20 protein-coding genes are annotated in these 19,227 nt (G+C 33.0%); 7 read left to right on the top strand and 13 right to left on the bottom strand.

Annotated elements, in window-relative coordinates; all coding sequences use genetic code 11:
• Positions 1–129: 129 nt before the first annotated feature.
• From O6P34_RS04800 to O6P34_RS04790, 3 genes are all read left to right on the top strand, one after another.
• Positions 130–684: an XAC2610-related protein gene (locus tag O6P34_RS04800; RefSeq protein ID WP_269686191.1), complete on the top strand. Its 555-nt coding sequence runs from the start codon at positions 130–132 to the stop codon at positions 682–684.
• 78 nt (positions 685–762) lie between these two features.
• A complete protein-coding gene (locus tag O6P34_RS04795) occupies positions 763–1,056 on the top strand; it encodes a hypothetical protein (protein WP_269686190.1) in 294 nt (97 codons plus the stop codon).
• Between the two features lie 46 nt (positions 1,057–1,102).
• The gene (locus tag O6P34_RS04790; protein WP_269686189.1) at positions 1,103–1,534 is read left to right on the top strand and encodes a DUF2141 domain-containing protein; all 432 of its coding nucleotides are present in this window, start codon (positions 1,103–1,105) and stop codon (positions 1,532–1,534) included.
• Here O6P34_RS04790 and O6P34_RS04785 read toward each other — a convergent pair.
• From O6P34_RS04785 to O6P34_RS04765, 5 genes are all read right to left on the bottom strand, one after another.
• Positions 1,499–1,807 carry a hypothetical protein gene (locus tag O6P34_RS04785; RefSeq protein ID WP_281324530.1) on the bottom strand — a complete coding sequence of 103 codons (309 nt, stop codon included), beginning with the start codon at positions 1,805–1,807 and terminating at the stop codon, positions 1,499–1,501. The two genes, O6P34_RS04790 and O6P34_RS04785, sit on opposite strands and share 36 nt — an antisense overlap.
• A 255-nt stretch (positions 1,808–2,062) precedes the next feature.
• Positions 2,063–2,824, bottom strand: coding sequence for a GLPGLI family protein (locus tag O6P34_RS04780; RefSeq protein WP_269686187.1), 762 nt, complete (start codon positions 2,822–2,824; stop codon positions 2,063–2,065).
• Positions 2,825–2,906: 82 nt separating this feature from the next.
• Entirely contained in the window at positions 2,907–5,690 is a 2,784-nt protein-coding gene (locus O6P34_RS04775; RefSeq protein WP_269686186.1) for an outer membrane beta-barrel family protein, read from the bottom strand.
• Positions 5,691–5,934: 244 nt separating this feature from the next.
• Entirely contained in the window at positions 5,935–6,930 is a 996-nt protein-coding gene (locus O6P34_RS04770; protein ID WP_269686728.1) for a glycosyltransferase family 9 protein, read from the bottom strand.
• A gap of 45 nt (positions 6,931–6,975) precedes the next feature.
• The gene (locus tag O6P34_RS04765) at positions 6,976–7,581 is read right to left on the bottom strand and encodes a DUF4254 domain-containing protein (protein WP_269686185.1); all 606 of its coding nucleotides are present in this window, start codon (positions 7,579–7,581) and stop codon (positions 6,976–6,978) included.
• 106 nt (positions 7,582–7,687) lie between these two features.
• Between O6P34_RS04765 and upp the strand changes: the two genes are divergently transcribed.
• Complete coding sequence (upp, locus tag O6P34_RS04760; protein ID WP_269686184.1) at positions 7,688–8,341, top strand: uracil phosphoribosyltransferase; 654 nt, start codon at positions 7,688–7,690, stop codon at positions 8,339–8,341.
• Here the strand turns inward: upp and O6P34_RS04755 are convergent.
• Positions 8,336–9,265: a DUF6427 family protein gene (locus O6P34_RS04755; RefSeq protein ID WP_269686183.1), complete on the bottom strand. Its 930-nt coding sequence runs from the start codon at positions 9,263–9,265 to the stop codon at positions 8,336–8,338. The genes upp and O6P34_RS04755 overlap by 6 nt on opposite strands.
• A gap of 147 nt (positions 9,266–9,412) precedes the next feature.
• Between O6P34_RS04755 and O6P34_RS04750 the strand changes: the two genes are divergently transcribed.
• Complete coding sequence (locus tag O6P34_RS04750; RefSeq protein ID WP_269686182.1) at positions 9,413–9,643, top strand: DUF6341 family protein; 231 nt, start codon at positions 9,413–9,415, stop codon at positions 9,641–9,643.
• A gap of 31 nt (positions 9,644–9,674) precedes the next feature.
• Here O6P34_RS04750 and purD read toward each other — a convergent pair whose 3' ends face one another.
• A complete protein-coding gene (purD, locus tag O6P34_RS04745) occupies positions 9,675–10,949 on the bottom strand; it encodes a phosphoribosylamine--glycine ligase (RefSeq protein WP_269686181.1) in 1,275 nt (424 codons plus the stop codon).
• A gap of 132 nt (positions 10,950–11,081) precedes the next feature.
• Between purD and O6P34_RS04740 the strand changes: the two genes are divergently transcribed.
• A complete protein-coding gene (locus O6P34_RS04740; RefSeq protein ID WP_269686727.1) occupies positions 11,082–12,392 on the top strand; it encodes a phenylacetate--CoA ligase family protein in 1,311 nt (436 codons plus the stop codon).
• Here the strand turns inward: O6P34_RS04740 and O6P34_RS04735 are convergent.
• From O6P34_RS04735 to O6P34_RS04710, 6 genes are all read right to left on the bottom strand, one after another.
• A complete protein-coding gene (locus O6P34_RS04735; protein ID WP_269686180.1) occupies positions 12,376–13,158 on the bottom strand; it encodes a glycosyltransferase family 2 protein in 783 nt (260 codons plus the stop codon). The two genes, O6P34_RS04740 and O6P34_RS04735, sit on opposite strands and share 17 nt — an antisense overlap.
• 1 nt (position 13,159) lies before the next feature.
• Positions 13,160–14,512: an exopolysaccharide biosynthesis polyprenyl glycosylphosphotransferase gene (locus O6P34_RS04730; RefSeq protein WP_269686179.1), complete on the bottom strand. Its 1,353-nt coding sequence runs from the start codon at positions 14,510–14,512 to the stop codon at positions 13,160–13,162.
• 326 nt (positions 14,513–14,838) lie between these two features.
• A complete protein-coding gene (locus O6P34_RS04725) occupies positions 14,839–15,822 on the bottom strand; it encodes a UDP-glucuronic acid decarboxylase family protein (protein ID WP_269686178.1) in 984 nt (327 codons plus the stop codon).
• Positions 15,823–15,867: 45 nt separating this feature from the next.
• Positions 15,868–17,007, bottom strand: coding sequence for a glycosyltransferase (locus tag O6P34_RS04720; protein ID WP_269686177.1), 1,140 nt, complete (start codon positions 17,005–17,007; stop codon positions 15,868–15,870).
• Positions 17,008–17,013: 6 nt separating this feature from the next.
• The gene (locus tag O6P34_RS04715; protein WP_269686176.1) at positions 17,014–18,039 is read right to left on the bottom strand and encodes a glycosyltransferase; all 1,026 of its coding nucleotides are present in this window, start codon (positions 18,037–18,039) and stop codon (positions 17,014–17,016) included.
• Positions 18,040–18,672, bottom strand: coding sequence for an LbetaH domain-containing protein (locus tag O6P34_RS04710; protein WP_269686175.1), 633 nt, complete (start codon positions 18,670–18,672; stop codon positions 18,040–18,042).
• 244 nt (positions 18,673–18,916) lie between these two features.
• On the opposite strand from O6P34_RS04710, the gene O6P34_RS04705 reads away from it, so the two are divergent.
• Positions 18,917–19,153, top strand: coding sequence for a hypothetical protein (locus O6P34_RS04705; protein WP_269686174.1), 237 nt, complete (start codon positions 18,917–18,919; stop codon positions 19,151–19,153).
• Positions 19,154–19,227 lie beyond the last annotated feature (74 nt).

Here is a 19,227-nt window from a genome sequence, read left to right as displayed (position 1 = left end):
TTTTCGCTATATTAGCAGAATACTATTACAATCAGGAGCTAAATGTTTTTTTAGAGTTATAACGTTTCTAGGTAGCTTTGTTTAATCGTATTACATATAAATGAATTATGCACAATTTAAAAAACCGAAATGAGAATATTATCTTTTATTTTTTTTGCCTTTATCTTTATAAATTGTAATTCTCAAACTAAAAAAGTTGACGAAGCGACTTTAAAAGCTAAAAGCCAAAAGTTATTAAAGGCATTTAATGCAGAAAGTAAAATTACTTCTGCTGATTATAACACTTTAATTGACTTAAATTATGACAATAATAAAGATTTTGTAATTGGTTATTATGGGCAATCTGGAACTGGAATAAAAAATAAAATCCGAGTTTACCTTTACGATATTGCAAAGCATAATTATGTTTTAAACAAACAATTATCTGACTTATCAAATCCAACATTTTACATTTATCAAAGGAAAATTACGGAGTTTTATATTGGTAATGGTGGTGGAAGCGGAAGCAAACTTGAATGGAATGATGGAAAATGGATTATAACAAAAATGTTTGAGGTTGATAAAAATGAAATCAAAACTATTTGGAAGATTACTTACCCTTTGAAAAATAAAATAGAATATATTGCAAAACCGTATCAAATGATTCCGCCAAAAGATATTCTGGAAACAACTGTAAAAGAATAAACGTTGCATACGTTAACGAGTTTTGCAAACCGTACCCATAAATAAGGGAAAACAATACTAACAAGAAAACAAACTTACATGAACTTACGCTTATTCTTTCTATTAATTATAATTGAATCACTTTGTGTCTATGGAGGTTTTTTTGGTCTTATTTTATTTTTCTTTCTTCATTTTGGCTCTGGTGCTGGTGCAAGTTCAGAAAAAGCCATGTTGACTGAAAATGTTAGCTTCATAATATTAACTTCATTACCATTAATTTTTGGAATTTATAAATACATAACATTAACAGAAAAAAGAAAAGCCAAAAGTTATTTATACTCAGGTTTGCTGGTGACAATAGTTAGTGGAATTTATTTTGGACTGAATATATAATAACAATATTGCACATTTCGCAAACCATACCTACAAAACAATTAAAATGAAACGTAAAATATTCCCTTTCTTATTAGGCATGATAGCCTTCATTGGGTATGCCCAAAACAGCGAAATAACCATAAACATCAGCGGCTTAAAAACCGACAAGGGAAAATGTATAGTTTACTTATACAACTCCAAAAAAGGATATTCTGCAGGACCTAACAAAGCCATTAATACCGCCACTGGCAAAATCACAAACGGCAAATCAACCCTGGTATTAAAAGACACCACCGATGGCGAATATGTCATAACAGTTGTTCACGATGAAAACAACAACAGCAAGCTCGATACTAACTTTTTGGGAATGCCAAAAGAAGGAGTCGGAGTTTCTAATAATGCCAAAGGCTCATTTGGCCCACCAAGTTACGAAGACTCAAAATTCAAAATCAACAAAAAGTCAGTAACAACAAACATCACTATCAAATACCTTTAAACTAAAGTGACCTGAAGCATCACCTGTTACAGGACATTCTTTATTTACGATTCTTGGGGCTGTAGTTACGATACTCCTACCTGCAGTTGCGATATTCGAGCCTGCAGTTACGATTCTTGTGCCTGTAGTTAAGATTCTCCTACCTGCAGTTGCGATATTCGAGCCTGCAGTTACGATTCTTGTGGCTGTAGTTAAGATTCTCCTATGCGTAGTTGCGATATTCGAACCTGCAGTTAAGATTCTTGTGGCTGTAGTTAAGATTATCCTATGCACATTCACGATATTGCCATGCACATTTACGATTCTCCTATGCAACTTTACGATATTGCCATGCACATTCACGATTCTCCTATGCAACTTTGTGATTCTCCTATGCACATTTAGGATATTGCCATGCACATTCACGATTCTCCTATGCAATTTTGCGATTATCCTATGCGTATTTAGGATTTTACGCAGTACAAAGTCGGGAGACTTTGTTCACATCGCCTCTTCATGACCTTCCACTTTTTTTTACAGTCAAAGCATTTACAAAAAAGCATTCCACAAGAACATATTTTTTTGTCTTTTGTTTTCTTCTTTATCCTCTCCGTAGGTATACCAGTCCTTTGTTTTCTCTTCAATTAAAGTTTTCAGTCCAATAAAATCATAGGTTTTTTTTGCGACAATAGGTTTTATGATGGCGCTATCTTGAATTTTTAAATCAATTTTGGTAGCTATGTATGACGTATACAGTCTAGGAATTGAAAGTCCTAAAATCATGCCCGGCAAACCATTTATACTACACGGACCGCCCGTAATGGTAATATCATCAGTATAAAAAGCAAACACATATACGTCATCAAATATTTTTCCTACTGCTTTTCGGCAATTGTAACCCGCAATTTCTCTGTGCTCATTTGTGATTTTCCAATCAATGTTGGGAATACTATCTTCAATTACAAAATTAGTACCTACAATTTGCTTCTGTATGTTCATTTTTCGAGCCGTAAAATCAAAAAACCAAGTGTTTTCTTCATCAGCTTCTTTTTCATGTTTGGGTATCCTTGTTTTAGGACTCCATCTGTCAAACTTAAATACACTTTTATTGTTTTCAAAAGTATAAGTGTAATACGATATTTTTAAGTCGGATAAGTTCTCTTTCATCATTTCATCCCAACTGTCGTTAGTCATTGTTTTTTTGAGATTGGTATTGACTTCGTATTCTATAACAGCCTTGTCAACAAATTGCTGCGCAAAGGATCCTGTAGTAAAAATAAATAATGTGAGGTAAAGATATATTGATTTCATAAGGTTGTGTATTAGGTAATAGCTTAAAATTGTTTTGTAAAATTGACCTTTGGAGCGTTACAAATAGTGATTAAAAAATTGTTTATTTTTTTTCTAAACCATTTTTATTTTTAAAATTCCATGTAAAACCTACCATAGCATAACGTCGGAGTCTGTCATTTCGCTCTTCGCCTATTGTGTTTTCATAAACAAATCTATTGATTCCAATGTTTTGATTCAAAATGTCACGCACCATTACATAAGCGGTAAACTCATCGTTCTTAAAAGTACGTTGGAACCTGGCATTCCATAATTGATTGGTAAGATTAGTTTGAAAATCAACCGTTTTTTGACGAGAATATAAATTATAATCTGTGGATAATTTCCATTTTTCTCTAAAATAAACGGCAACATCTAAACCTAGATTATTGGTATTAAATGATTTTACTTCATTGTTTTGAGAGGTACTGTTACGGCTGTTTGAGAAAGTATTACTTAGATTGATATCATATTTTTTTTCTTTGGATTTACTCAAATAAACCGAAAAATTAGAACTTAATATATTAGAATTATTGATTTCCTTATTGATGCTATTAACCGATTTATTGTAATTTACTGAGGGACTAAGATTAACATACATGTTTATTTTTTTGACTTTAAACCCATAACCCATATACAAATTAGTTGAAAAGTTACCGTTAGTATTTATAGGTGTTGTAATTGTTTTTGCACTTTCTGGGTCAATATCTCTATTGAAGGAAATCAAATTTGAGGTTGTTCTAAAAGAAATGCTTTGATAAAAATTAGTTTCGGTCAAAATGCTGTAACTATTATTAGAAACGCTGATGCTATTTGTAAAAGATTGCTTTAAATCTGGATTTCCTACCACTTGGTTGAAAAAATCTTGATTGTTTCGCAGCGGTTGTAATTGGTCAATAGTAGGCTGTCTTGTAGCACCTTGATAATTCACTCGCAAATTACTGTTGCTTTTGTATTTATACGAAAAATTTGCAGTTGGGAAAAAATTAGTAAAACTGCGATTGTATTCCTTATTTAAAGTTTGATCTTGTAAATTAAATGAAGTAAAACCAAAGCCACTACCAAAACTATAATTTATCTTTTTGGCATTGTAACTTAATTTCAGAACGGGTTTGTTTGTTGTAATGCTTTGCTTGAATTGGTTTGATAACGAATCGACTACAACATCATACTTCCCTGTCAGGTCTGAAAAATCATAAGTTACAAAGTTGCTGTTGCCCGTATTATGCGTAATTTGATAGGACAATTGCAAAGCAAATTTCTTTCCTATAGGCTCTGTATAGGCCACATTTAAAGCAAGATTTTGATTGGTTTTATCACCAATTTTATTTTGATCTACCTCATTACCAAAGGCAAAAACGCCTCCTTCATAACTCTCATTAGCCGATTTTAAAAAATTATCAGCATTCGTATTCAAAGTACTCCAACTACTATTGATAGAAAGTGTTCTTCGGGCTTTAGCAAATTTATGTTTAAACAAAGCACTCGCAGACAAGGATTCCTTATCTGATTTTGTGGTAAATAATCGTTCCTGTTTGTTCCTTAATAAACCATCGCTTCCAGTGGTATTTCCGGTCGTAAATTCATCGCTTTCAGTATTGTAAAAATTTGTTTTAGCGGTAAATTTAAGGGTATTTACTGAATCTATTTTTACATCATAAACCGCATTAAGTTTAAAATTATCTCTATTTACATGACTTGCAGTTGCTCTATTTTCATTCAATTGTGTATCGCCTACCTGGGTTTGGGTATTTCTGCTGCTATTGTTTTGGTAGCTTTGTTTGTTGTATTTGGGTGATACATTTAAGGAATGTTTGTCGTTCCATTTATTACTGTATTGCAATCCTGCATTAGTGTTTTTTATAAAACCATTTTGAGTATCGACATAAGGTTCTTCATCATTATCGCCGCCGGTCCATTCGTAATTTACATTTCCATCATCGTCCATGCTCATACTTACATTCCCGTCTCCTGCTCCAAATTTATCACTGTCCTGCCAACTTAACCCATCTTGACCCGTGTTCCCATTTAATAAAAAGGCCGAAAGCTTTCTTTTTCCTTTGAAACTACTCACCATGATATTACTGTTGTATCTGGAATCGGCGTCCGTAGCGGGTTGGTTTGCTCCATCTATCTTACCAAAATAACCTTTCTTTTTATCTTCCTTTAATTTCAGATTAATTGTTTTTTTAGTATCACCATCATCTATTCCTGTAAACTCAGCTTGATCGCTTTTTTTATTAAAAACTTGTACTTCTTTTATGGCATCGGCACGTAAATTTTTTACAGCCATACCAGGATCATCACCAAAAAATTCTTCGCCATCAACCAGTACTCTTTCTACTGTTTCGCCCATTGCTTTGATGGTTCCATTTTTATCTACTTGTATTCCCGGCAATTTTTTTAGTAATTCTTCAACATTGGCATTGGCATCAACCTTAAAATCACTGGCCCTGTAACTTGTGGTGTCGCCCTTAATTTTGATAGAACCCGTTTTTATCACTACTTCTCGTAACAGTTCCATTTTACTCATCAAAGCAATGTTACCTAAATCCTTATCAGTAGTAGTCACGGTAATATCATCTAAATAATCTGCATATTGACTGTGTGACGTCATTACAATATAATTCCCAGGTTTTACATTATTGAGAATGAATTTACCCGCTTTGTCTGATCGTGTAAATTGATATAAAACCGAGTCTACCGGCGTTAATAAAGCAACAACTGAATTGTAAATGGGTTTTTTTTCACTTCCAGCGGTCAAAATACCTGAAAGTTTATTTTTTTGGGAAAAAGCAGAAAAGGAGAAAATCAACAAAATTGCAATTGTTACTGTAATTTTAGGCATAAATAGTTTGATATTTTTGTTAGTGAAACGTTTCAAAGTATTTCCAAAAGTTGAACTAATAAATAAACATTTTTATTTAGTCTTTACTTTACGGTTTATGTTGAACGTATCAAAATCAAAAATAGTATTTTTCTCACCACATGTTTATTCGTTTTTGTTATTTAAGTGTTAAAATTAGCATTACCTGAAAATTATATCCAACTTAAAAAAACGAATTAAACAGCCACGTATTTATAATCTGCAACTAAAGTGCCTTAACAATTGCATCAACGGTAATCGTTCGCATTACTTCTTCATAACCTTCCACTTTTTTATTCCCATACACCGAAGTCGGTAATTTTGGAAACAAATTTCTATCGGAAACCAAAGCGTTTTCCAAAGGTTGATTAAATGGTGAAAATCCGGCAAAAGGATGGGTAGCGCCCCAAAGAGTGATGACTTTCACGCCAAGCATGGCTGCAATATGAGCATTCCCGGAATCCATGGAAAGCATCACATCCAGATTACTGATGAGCTGCAGTTCCTGTTGAAACTTAATTTTACCCGCAACTACAATCACATTTTCTTTATTAGCAGCAAGCGAATTTAAGAGTTCTATTTCCTTTTTTCCACCGCCAAAAAGCAAAATGGTTTGGGTTGTATCCAACGCTAATTGATCAATCACTTCCTGCATTAAATCCAGCGGATACACTTTAGAATCATATTGTGCAAAAGGCGCAATTCCAATTAATTTCTGATGATTTGTTCCAATTAACGCTAAAATTTCGGGACTTAAAACAGCCTTTTCAGGAAATTCAGGTTGGGATAAATCAATAGTAAAACCGAGTTGTTCAAATACCTTAGCGTGCCTTTCAAACATGCTCGGCAATGGTTTAAACGTTTTATTTTCAGCTTGAGTTAGTGCTTTTTTATCCGCTCTTCCTTTATCCACAGAAGCAATTTTTTTTCCGCACAAGGCAAAAAGATTTCGAATAACTTTAGAACGCAAAACGTTGTGCAAATCAGCAAAAGCATCAATATTTAACCCTTTTAAATCTTGGAACAAACGCAATAAGCCTAAAAATCCCTTGTGCCGTTCTTTTTCATCGAAAGCAAAAAAAGAAAGATTCGGAATTCCTTCAAAAAAAGGTTTGAAGAAAGGTCGTGAAATAACCGTGATTTGAACCTCCGGAAACTGCCTTACAAAAGCCCGTAAAACAGGAACCGTCATGGCGACATCTCCCATTGCGGAAAGTCTCATGACGGCTATATGCTTCATTTTTTCTGACAATGGAGTTGTCAAAAATTATTTTTTGTTTTGGTACAAAACAGGATTCAAATCATCATCATTGTACATTTTCATTTGTTTGTACACTTTCATGAATTTATCTCCGTTTTCAATATCGGTCAATAAATCATCGATAGCTGTTGACAAATCTGTTCTTTGTTCTAACAAAACATTCAATTTTTCTTGACATTTATCTCTGTGTTCTTGTGAAGCCTCAGCACGAGTAGCTTCTTCATGCATATGATAAATTTTCAAGGCTAAAATCGACAATCTGTCAAATGCCCAAGCCGGACTTTCAGAGTTGATTTTGGCACCATCTTTTACATTAACATGACTGTATTTCTGAAGAAAATAACTGTCAATATATTCTACCATATCCGTACGTTCCTGATTCGAAGCATCAATTCTTCTTTTTAGCGTCAAAGCGGCTACAGGATCAATATTAGGATCACGAATAATATCTTCAAAATGCCATTGAACGGTGTCAATCCAATTTTTCAAATACAATAAGTGCTCAAACTTTTCTTTGGGAAAAGGATTGTTTATAGGTTGATCTACATTATCAAACTGATGATAATCTTTAATACTTTGTTCGAAAACGGAATAAGCTAATTTTGAAAACATATCTTTATATATTAAAACACAAAGATACTTTTTATACTTTTATAGTGTGGAAAAATTTTCAAAGTTTTGATACCAAATCAAAAGTCATAAATCAAAAATTTAATCTATGCAAATTCACCTGCTCTCCGAAAATAACAGCGTCCTAAATCATTTTCTGGCGCAGATACGAGACGTCAAAATTCACAACGACAGCCTGCGCTTCCGCCGAAATATTGAACGCATTGGCGAAATAATGTCATATGAATTAAGTAAAGAATTGCAATACGAAAATATTAAAATTCAAACGCCACTTAGCATCAAAAAAACCACACAGGTAAAAGATTCATTAGTTTTATGTTCCATTTTACGGGCAGGTTTAGCGTTACATCAAGGATTTCTGAATTATTTTGATGCCGCCGAAAACGGTTTTATATCCGCTTACAGACATCATCCAAACAACGATGATTACTTTGAAATAAAAGTAGAATACCAAGCCGTTGCTGATATCAACGGAAAAAATGTTATCCTAATTGACCCAATGCTCGCCACGGGACAATCTATAGTTGCCGTTTACCATAAATTGATGGAACGCGGCACACCAAAAGACATTCATATTGCCGTGGTAATCGCCGCTCCCGAAGGAATTGCTTATTTAGAAAAATACCTTCCGGAAAACTGTCATCTTTGGATTGCCGCTTTAGACGAAAAGCTAAATGAACACGCTTATATCGTTCCGGGACTCGGAGATGCCGGAGATTTGGCTTACGGAAATAAATTATAACTGAGAGAAAAACGCAAATAAACTACACACAATAAAAACAGCGAGTACAATTTCACGCTTCATTTGTTGTTGCACAATTTCAATATGACTAGTAGCCATTATCGCTATCGGTGCAAAAGTAAACACCAACAAATCATTGCTTTTGTTCGATGAAATTAAAAAGATAATCACTCCAATAAAAAAAGAAGCTATAATTTTCTTGAACGAAGTATGCAACAATTGTGGTCGGTTTGAAAGAGTCAAAAACATGGAAACCACAAAAAACAAGGCTACAGATACATAAATAGACAAAGCCGCATTCTGGTAATTATTGGTAAAATAGTCAATATTAAAGTTCGTGCTTACATTGCTGTTTACAAACTCAATTACGTTTACATCCCAAATTGCAGCAAAAAGTAAAAAAACAATTCCTATTGTAAAAAAGGCAATAAAAGGCAATAACCAGTTTCGATAATCTCTAGAAACATGGAAAATAATGGAGATAAATACCAATACAAGAAAGAGAATACTCCAAAAATGGAACAATGTTGCCACAAAAATCCATAAAGAAGCATCAAATATTTTCTCTTTGGAAGCTTTGAGTGATTGTAACGATATTAATCTGCGAAGTGCTAATAATATAAAAAAATTGGCCAGAATTAAATTCACATTATCCAAAACCGACGGAAAAAAAAGCAACAGCAAAAAATAAAAAAATATGGTGTAGCTACTGTCTTTACTGAGTCCGTTTTTTTTAGTAATAAAATTTGCGATAAAAATAGAGGCTAATAAAACCAGTAATAATCCTGATTTTTGTAACAATAAAACACCAGAACTCATCCAAGATACATCTTGAAATTGGTAGATTAAAAAGAAAACCAGCATCAAAATTACAACCAAAGAATAATTTAATGGTGTAGATTTTTTAAAAACACTTGTTATCATAAGGATATTTTATACTTTTGTGTCTGTAAATATAATACTTGTTTAAAAAGGAAACCAACAAGTTCAAGAAAGATTCGTAGTTACTGCCTCTTTTTTACAATTAAAATCGTTTCCCAAAAACATCCATAACATATAATTTCAAGCATTATGAAAGCATTTTTCGAAGGAATACAATACTTATTTGTGGACATATTATTCGCTCCACTTGACTTTTTAAGATCTTTAGAACTAAGTTCTTGGTTTGGTGCAAACACCATTAACTGGATCTTCATGATAATTTGTGCATCAGCAATGGTATATTGGATCAAACAATTGCAAATTTTTGACGCAAACGGAACAGAAAATCAAGATACTACCGCTCACTCTTTTTTAAAGTAATACTTAAAAAAAAGTGAACAGTAATTAGAAACTATTTTAAATCGTTTCCAATATCTTTTCTAAAATACATCTTATCAAAATGTAGCTTGTCTATATTTTGGTAAGATTTTTTTATGGCCTCTTCAAAATTGTCGCCGTATGAGGTAACAGTCAAAACCCTTCCACCATTTGAAACTACATTTCCATTATCCAGTTTTGTTCCGGCATGAAAAACAATCGAATCCGTAATATTCTCTAATCCCGAAATTACTTTTCCTTTTTCAAAATCTTCAGGATATCCACCCGAAACAACCATAATTGTAGTGGCGCTTCTTTCATCTACTTCTAATGAAATCTCGTCTAATTTTTCATTGGCTACAGCCAAAAATAACTCCACTAAATCCGTTTTTAATCTTGGAACAACCACTTCGGTTTCCGGATCACCCATTCTTACATTGTATTCAATTACAATTGGCTCGTTTTTAACATTGATTAATCCAATGAAAACAAAACCTTTATACGGAATTCCGTCTTTGTGGAAACCATCAATTGTAGGTTTTACAATGCGTGTTTCAATTTTTTCCATCAAAACTGCATCAACATAAGGAACCGGAGAAACCGCTCCCATTCCACCTGTATTTAAACCTGTATCGCCTTCGCCAATGCGTTTATAATCTTTGGCAGTAGGTAAAATTTTGTAATTTTTTCCATCGGTAAGAACGAAACAACTCAATTCTATTCCGTCAAGAAATTCTTCGATAACTACTTTTGAACTGGCAGCACCGAATTTTTGATGTACCAACATATTTCTTAATTCATCTTTGGCTTCCGCCAAATCATGAATAATCAAAACCCCTTTTCCGGCAGCCAATCCATCCGCTTTCAAAACGTAAGGAGGTTGCAATGTTTCCAAAAATTCACATCCTTTTTCTACCGTTTCGGCAGTAAAACTATCGTAAGCAGCTGTTGGGATATTATGTTTAATCAAAAATTCCTTAGCGAATTCTTTACTTCCTTCTAATTGAGCACCAATTTTTGATGGACCAATAACCGGAATATGACTTAATTCAGCATCATTTAGAAAGAAATCATAAATCCCTTTTACCAAAGGATCTTCAGGTCCTACAACCACCATTTCCACTTTTTCCTGAAGTACAAATGTTTTTATAGCTTCAAAATCCGTTGGACTCATGTCTATATTATTAGCTATTGCTGCAGTACCGGCATTTCCCGGAGCTACAAAAAGTGTATCACAAAGCGGACTTTGAATCATTTTCCATGCAAATGCATGTTCTCTTCCGCCTGAACCCAATAGTAAAATAGTCATAATCTTGTTTTTTTAGTTGTGGTGCAAAAATAATTGCTTTTGAAGTTAAAAAATAATTATTTTTTAAAAACTTGTTGGTTCACTGTCATTAGTAGTTCGTAAATCTTATTTTTGATGAAATTTAAACTGAAAATGCTTCCACTTTTTGATTTATCGCTCCAAATAAATGGTTTTCCGTTACAGACAGCCAAAACTGAGTTGCAAAAAATCGTCGCTTTTTCTGAAAAAGAATATCAAGTTTTCCTTGAAAATAAAAAAAAGGAAATCGTTAATTTTCATTTGCACAACAATTCCTTTTACCGGGAATTAGTGGGTTCAACCTCATTTGAAAACTGGAATAATCTGCCTGTTTTAAATAAAAAAAACTTACAAAAACCACTGATATCAAGACTTTCTGATGGATTTTCGCCTAAAACAGTATATGTAAATAAAACCTCGGGTTCAAGCGGAGATCCATTTGTTTTTGCCAAAGACAAATACAGTCATGCGTTGACTTGGGCTTCAAATATGTATCGTTTTGGTTGGTACGGAATTGATTTTAACAGCTCTTACCAAGCCCGTTTTTATGGCATTCCGATGGATTTTATTGGACACAAAAAAGAGCGATTCAAGGATTTTTTGAGTCATCGGTATCGATTTTCGATTTTTGATTTATCGGATGTCGTTTTAGAAACTATTCTGAAAAAATTTAAATATAAAAAATTCGATTATATAAACGGATACACAAGTTCAATTGTTTTATTTGCTAAGTTTTTACAAAAGAAAAACATTATTTTAAAAGAAATTTGTCCCAGTTTAAAAGTGTGCATGGTGACTTCCGAAATGCTTTTTGAAACAGATAAAATACTTTTAGAAAAACAATTTGGACTTCCTATTGTCAATGAATACGGTGCTTCGGAGCTGGATTTGATTGCTTTTCAGAATCCAAAAGGAGAATGGCAAGTGAATGCCGAAACCCTGTTTGTAGAAATTTTAGACGATATGAATCAACCTGTTCCCAATGGCGTTTCCGGTCGGGTTGTGATTACTTCTTTATTTAATACGGCGCATCCTTTTATCAGATATGAAATTGGTGATATTGGGATTTTGGACGAAAAAAGTACCGCTCAAAAACCTATTTTAAAGCAATTAATTGGCCGAACAAATGATATCGCAATTTTACCGAGTGGAAAAAAATCACCCGGATTAACCTTTTATTATGTTACAAAAAGCATCATTGAAGATGATGGAAACGTAAAAGAATTTCTGATTAAACAAACCAAAATTGATTCCTTTGAAATCGAATATGTAAGTGAAACAGAACTGACTCTGAAACAAATTCAAAAAATTGAAGCGGCAATTGCTTTGTATCTGGAACCCCATTTAAACTTTAGTTTTATTCGGAAAAAAGCGTTAGAAAGAACCAATCGCGGGAAACTAAAACAGTTTAAATCGATGCTTTAATTGTATGATTATAGCGCGGTTTAAGGATTAATTGTGTGAACAAAAAACCCGTCATACAAAGCAGCGAAACCATGAAATTAAAACCATGAAAGGTTCTGTAAACAGTAAAATTATGCTGCAATAAATCTACTTTTGAAGCCGAAATAGAATTTTGTCTGATTCTGTAAAAAGCTAAACTTTCCGGTACCGGTTTTGCAGTTTTTATTTTATGCAAAATGGTCAGCCAATGCATCCAATCCTGTCGTTTTCGCGTTTGTGAAATGGCGACTTTACCAAAATAATTTACATCGTATATTCCGGTAAGATTGCCGACATAATTACAAAAAAACAGTTGTCTGTATGATAAATTTCTTGGTGCTTCAACTCTTTTATTTAATGATTCACCGGCCTCATTGATACAATCATAGAAAGAGAATGTAAACGGTAAATGATTTGCCTCCAGAAATTCAATTTGTCTTTCGAGTTTCATTGGTTTCCACAAATCATCGGCATCCAAAAAAGAAATATAGCGTCCGCTGGCTTGAGCTAAAGCGAGATTTCTGGCAATTCCTGTTCCTGAATTTTTTTCGAGTGAAGTAAATTTAATTCTAGTGTCGTGTAAAGCAAATTCCTTGATAATTGAAATAGTAGTATCAGTAGAGCAATCATCAACAAGAATTATTTCCCAGTTTTGATAGGTTTGATTTTGAACAGATTGAATGGTTTCTGCAATAAATTTTTCAGAATTGAAGGATGGAATAATTATCGATACCAATGGTTTTTGCATTTTAATATGCTTTTTCTTCGCCTTTAAAGGTATTAAATATCGTGATTAAAATTATTTTTATATCTAATAAAATCGACCAATTCTCCATGTAGAAAATATCATATTTCACTCGGTTTATGATATCTGTATCGGTCTCAACTTCACCTCTGAAACCTTTAGTTTGAGCAAGTCCGGTGATTCCTGGTTTTACAAAATGGCGCACCATAAATTTATCTATTCTAAGGGCATACATTTCGGTATGGCTCACCATGTGTGGTCTGGGCCCTACAACTGACATATCTCCCAACAGCACATTAAAGAATTGTGGAAGTTCATCAATACTGTTTTTTCTGATAAATTTGCCTACTTTGGTAACTCTGGCGTCATTTTTACAAACTTGGTTTAGATGCGCTTCATCGTTCAAGACCATCGATCTGAATTTGTAGCAATCAAACTCTTTATAATTTAATCCATTCCTTTTTTGTACAAAAAACAACGGCCCTTTAGATTCTAATTTTACAAGTATTGCCAAAATTGGTGTGAGCCATGACAAAATACCCAAAATGATAACTAGGGAAAAAAGGATGTCAAAAACACGTTTGACCGCTTTATTCAAAGTTTCATCTAAAACAATATCTCTAAGAGAAATAACCGGAATGTAGTCATAATATTCAAACTTAAAATTTCGGGAGAGAATTTGTTTTTCATCCGGAATGAATTTCAATGTTTTCAAATTATTGTCTGCAAAATCTGTAATATCACTAATTTGTTTGTGTGTCAAATCACTCATCGAGCAGTATATTTCATCTATTTTCTGTTCTAAAATAAATACAAAACTGTCCAGAATCTGATTTCTTTTATCATTTTCTAAATCAAAAATTTTTATTAATTTATATCCATAATCCGGATTGTCCGTAAAAAAATGTTGAAGGGGAGCTATACTTTTTGTGTTCCCTAAAAGAACAACTGTCCTAAAATTTCCTCCATAAAGCACCCTGTATTTTTTTAGAAAATAATAAATAGACAGTTTAACAATTAGAATCACAAATAATGAGGAGGATGTAAACCAGATAATTTCTTTAAAATCAGACTCTCCAGAATAAAAAAAAGCGATTGCCAGACAAAAAAGCGTAAACACAATTCCTTGCTTCAAAGCACAATTTAAAATAGAAATAACCTTTGTATATCTGTACACTTCATAAAAACCTAAATTCAATGCTATTAAAAACCAGGCACAACTTATAAATAGAGGTGAGAAAATAAAATGCTGTGATAATTCAGTCAAATGCATAGAAAACACATTGATGATTATCAAGTCAAATGCAAACGAAAAAGGGCGTATATACCCAGAATATCTTCCTGTTTTGGTTTTCACTAATTGATATGCTCAGAAAAGTCTTGATGCTTTTCTATTTTTATAATACTATTTATAAATACCTGAAATTGTTTTTTAATAAGAACATTAGTATAAATAACGAACTACAAATACGTTTATTACTTCCTGTTTGATATTCTTATCAAAAAAAATATTTTTTTTAATTGGCAATTCTAAAAGGTAAAATTGGGATAATTTATTGAAATCCGAATACGGTTATTGTATAATAAAACTATACAAACACAATAAAAAAGCTATAATACTAAAGATTAAGCACGTAAAAACATAAAAAAAAGAAGTACTTGTTAAAATACTTCCTTTTTTGTTTAAAATATATATTTTGAAAAATCTTTATGTTCCTCTTTAGAAAGCTCTTCTTTTGAGAGTGATTTGAAATACTCATAGGTTATTTTCATTCCTTCTTCCCTGCCTACTTTGGCTTCCCATCCCAATAGTTCTTTTGCTTTAGTAATATCAGGCTGGCGTTGCAAAGGATCGTTTATAGGTAAAGGATGATAAACTACTTTTTGATTGGTTCCTGTTAGTTTTATGATTTCATCTGCAAAATCCTTGATGGTAATTTCATCAGGATTTCCAATGTTTACTGGATATGCATAATCCGAATGCAGCAATCTGTAAATCCCTTCTACCTGATCATCAACATAACAAAACGAACGCGTTTGCATTCCGTCACCAAAAATAGTTAAATCTTCTCCACGAATTGCCTGACCAATAAAAGCTGGAATAACACGACCATCATTGAGGCGCATTCTTGGACCATACGTATTAAAAATACGAACGATTCTGGTTTCAACACCGTGAAATGTATGGTACGCCATAGTTATTGATTCCTGAAAACGTTTCGCTTCATCATAAACACCTCTTGGACCTATCGTGTTTACATTTCCGTAATATTCTTCGGTTTGTGGATGAACCAATGGATCTCCGTAAACTTCAGAAGTAGATGCGATAAGAATTCGGGCTTTTTTTACTCTTGCCAATCCTAACAGATTGTGTGTTCCCAGAGAACCCACTTTCAAGGTTTGAATTGGAATTTTCAAATAATCAATAGGACTCGCCGGTGAGGCAAAATGCAAGATGTAATCAATATTTCCCGGAACATGAACAAACTTTGTAATATCATGATGGTAAAACTCGAAATTCTCTAGTTTGAATAAATGCTCGATATTTTTTAAATCTCCAGTGATGAGATTATCCATTCCAATAACAAAATAACCTTCTTTGATAAAACGATCACAAAGGTGTGATCCTAAAAATCCTGCGGCTCCGGTGATAAGTATTCTTTTCATAATAAATTTGTAAACATCTTTTGTCCTTGGCAAAAATAGTTATAATTATTGGGTTTGCTTTTTAAAATCAAGAGTTGAATTCAAATGTTGTTGATATTTTTCGTCTACAAATGATTGTATCTCTTTCTCAAATCGCTCTTTAGAAAATTGTAATGCATGTGCTCTTATTGCTTTTGAGTCAAATGTTTTTGTTTCAAAAACAGCAATCGCTTCTTTGATAGCATCTACGGTTTGTTCGTTAAAAAACAAACCGGTTTGTTCATTCACAACCGTTTCTAGAATCCCTCCTTTTGCATAAGCGATTACAGGAGTTCCGCAAGCCTGAGCTTCAACAGGGATGATTCCAAAATCTTCTTCGGCGGCAAAGACAAAAGCTTTCGCATTTTGCAAATATTCTTTTAATTCTAATTGACTCACATGACCTACAACAGTAATATTGTCTTTGGCTATTTGTTGAATTTTATCAAATTCCGGCCCGGCTCCGGCAACAATCAATTTCAGATTAGGCATTTCATTAAACGCCTCAACTATCAGTTGCATTTTTTTGTACGAAACCATTCGGGAAGCAGTAAAATAATATTTTTCTTTTTCTTCTTTTAATGAAAAAAAAGTAGTGTCAACCGGCGGATAAATCACCACTGAATCCCGATTATATCTTTTTTTTATCCGCTCCGCAACATGGTTTGAATTAGCAATAAAAAAAGTGACATTAGCTGCATTTGAAACATCCCATTTTCTAATTTTATTTAAAACATATTTGGCGTACATGCCTTTTAATCCTTTGTCTAAGCCTGAATCTTTTAAGTATTGCTCCTGCAAATCCCAAGCATATCGCATGGGGGAATGGCAATAACAAATATGCAATTGATTCTTGTTTGTACGAACTCCTTTGGCAATTGAAGAAGAAGAGCTGAGGATTAATTCATACTCACTCAAATCAAATTGTTCTATTGCGGATGGGAATAACTGGAGAAATTTTCGGTGATTATTTTTAGCTGTTGGCAAATTCTGAATGAAAGTGGTTTTTGCCTTTTTTCCATTTAAAATAAAATGACGATCTTCTTCATTCAAAAAATCGATTAAAGAAAAATGATCAAAGTCGTTCCAAATAGCATTCAGCGAATGAATTACTTTCTCCGCTCCGCCATTTACATAATACCAATCATTAATTAATGCTTTTTTCATGTAGAATTACTGTGCTATTTTTCGAATTAAGAAATAAAAATAATAGGCATATTTTCCTAAAATAAAATTAGTGTAAAATAAGAATTTTGGTACCCAATGCTGAAATAAATTCAGGTTTTGTAATTCCTGTTTTAGTTCTTTTAAAGTGAATTTGCTTACTCCTACATTCATTTCAAAAACATGAAACGCTTGTCTGATCATTAATTCTTGCCTTAATTCATCTACCAAATTAATGTTGTATTGTTTGCCAACATCTGTACCAATATCGAGAACACCTTTCCACATACTGGCTCTTGCTTTGGCAGAATATGCGCCTGGAATATGCAAAATACCATCTTTGGCAGATTCACCAAACAAAGGAGGATTTCCGGCTCTTCCTGCCACCGAAGGGAATCCTAAATAACCAATTCCATTGGAACAAAAAGCATGTGCCGCGAGATAAATTTGATAATAAAGCGTTCCGTCATATTTACTGGTTGCAAGCGTTTGCGCCCAAGGTTTGTTGATGACAAGACCGCCAACAAAACCACAACTTCTGAAAATAAACTTGGGAGAATCACCTGATTTTAAAATGGTTTCTTTATCTAAAATTCTGGAAACTCCAATAGGTTTATTGATATCTGTATCAAATCGAATAAACGGACGCGAAATCATGCTAATGTCTTTGTGCTTTTCACAAAAATCAGCAATTTGTTGTAATCCGTCTTTTAGAAACAAATCATCATTCCCAATTAGAATCACCCATTTGAAAATGGCTTGTTCAATTAACTTTCGGACATTGGCATCATATCCTAAATTGACTTCGTTTTCTATGTAATTGAAACGGACATTTTTTTGATAAAATAAAACCTTATATCGTTCTGCAATTTGTTGAATTTCTTTTCTTTCTTTCGAAAAATCTTCACAGACTAATACTTCGTCCGGCAACAAATTCATGTCATAAATTGATTGCAAAAGCTCCTCAAATTCTATTAGTCTGCCATATGCCGGAATGGCTATACTGTATCCTTCTTGTATAGTATTGAATACCATTTATTGAATTATTTTTATGCATTTTGCAGGGTTTCCGGCAATTACAGCATTTTCAGGAAAACTTTTTGTTACTACAGCATTGGCACCAATTATAGCATTTTTTCCAATGGTTACATTGGGCATAATAGTGACTCCTTCTCCAATCCACACGTTGTCTGCTATAACAACAGGCCCTTTAGACACTAAACCTCTTTTATTTGGCGGTAATGTTAAGGATTCTAAATTTGGTAATCCGTGAAAATGATCTGTTATAAATACCTTACTGGCAATCAAAACATTGTTCCCAATGGTTATGGAATTGATACAACCAATATGACAATCATAATTAATGCTCACATTATTCCCAATCGTAATTTTGGGATTAAAAGTGAACTGATTGTGGGTTTCAAATGTTTCCAGACGCAATCTTTCGAAACAGAAAAAATCATCACCAATTTGAATATTTTGGGCACCATGTAAATAAATTGGAGATTCAATATAGAAATTTTTACCGCAGTTTTTGAAATTTCTTTTCACCATAAAAGAATAGATTCTGTTTCTAAAATACTTGGAATATTTTAAAAAAGAATACGAAAAAAAGAGACTACAAAATGAAGCAACATGGTCTGCTAATGCTATGCAAATTCTTTTCATAATTTATCTGAATCTATTTAAACGGGTCTGCCGGACAAATGTATGTTTTATATTTATATGAGAATAATCTACATTAAAATATCATTCTTAGTTTTGTCCTGCGATTAAAATTATAAAAAATAAATCTAAGTTTAAATACAATAAAAAGACACAAAATTACCTATACAAAAACTCACTGCCCGCTAATAATTTTGTATTCTCCTCTAAAAAAATTACATTTGATTTGATTTTAAAAATGAAAAAAATGAAAAAAATATTTTTTAGTATTTGCATCGTTTCTTTGTTAGCAGCTTGTCAGGAACCCTCAAAAGACAAATCAGAAAAAGAAACATTAGGCAAATACCAAATGTCTGTCATTCAAAGAACAGACAGTGGTGAAGTTTGTTTGTTTATACTAGATACTGAAACAGGAGAAGTGACAATGAGAGGAGATAAATCAGGTGCTTGGACTTCACAAGGTAGTCCTGATGATGCTCAATAAATAGAAAACAAGGCGAAAATTGAATACAAAAAAGCACAGAGGTTTCCTGTTTTGGAACCTCTGTTTTATATACA

The organism is Flavobacterium lacustre (assembly GCF_027474525.2).
In the GTDB taxonomy this organism is placed as follows: domain Bacteria; phylum Bacteroidota; class Bacteroidia; order Flavobacteriales; family Flavobacteriaceae; genus Flavobacterium; species Flavobacterium lacustre.
Note: the sequence above shows the minus strand (reverse complement) of the source record. Positions and strands in the feature narration are given on the sequence as shown.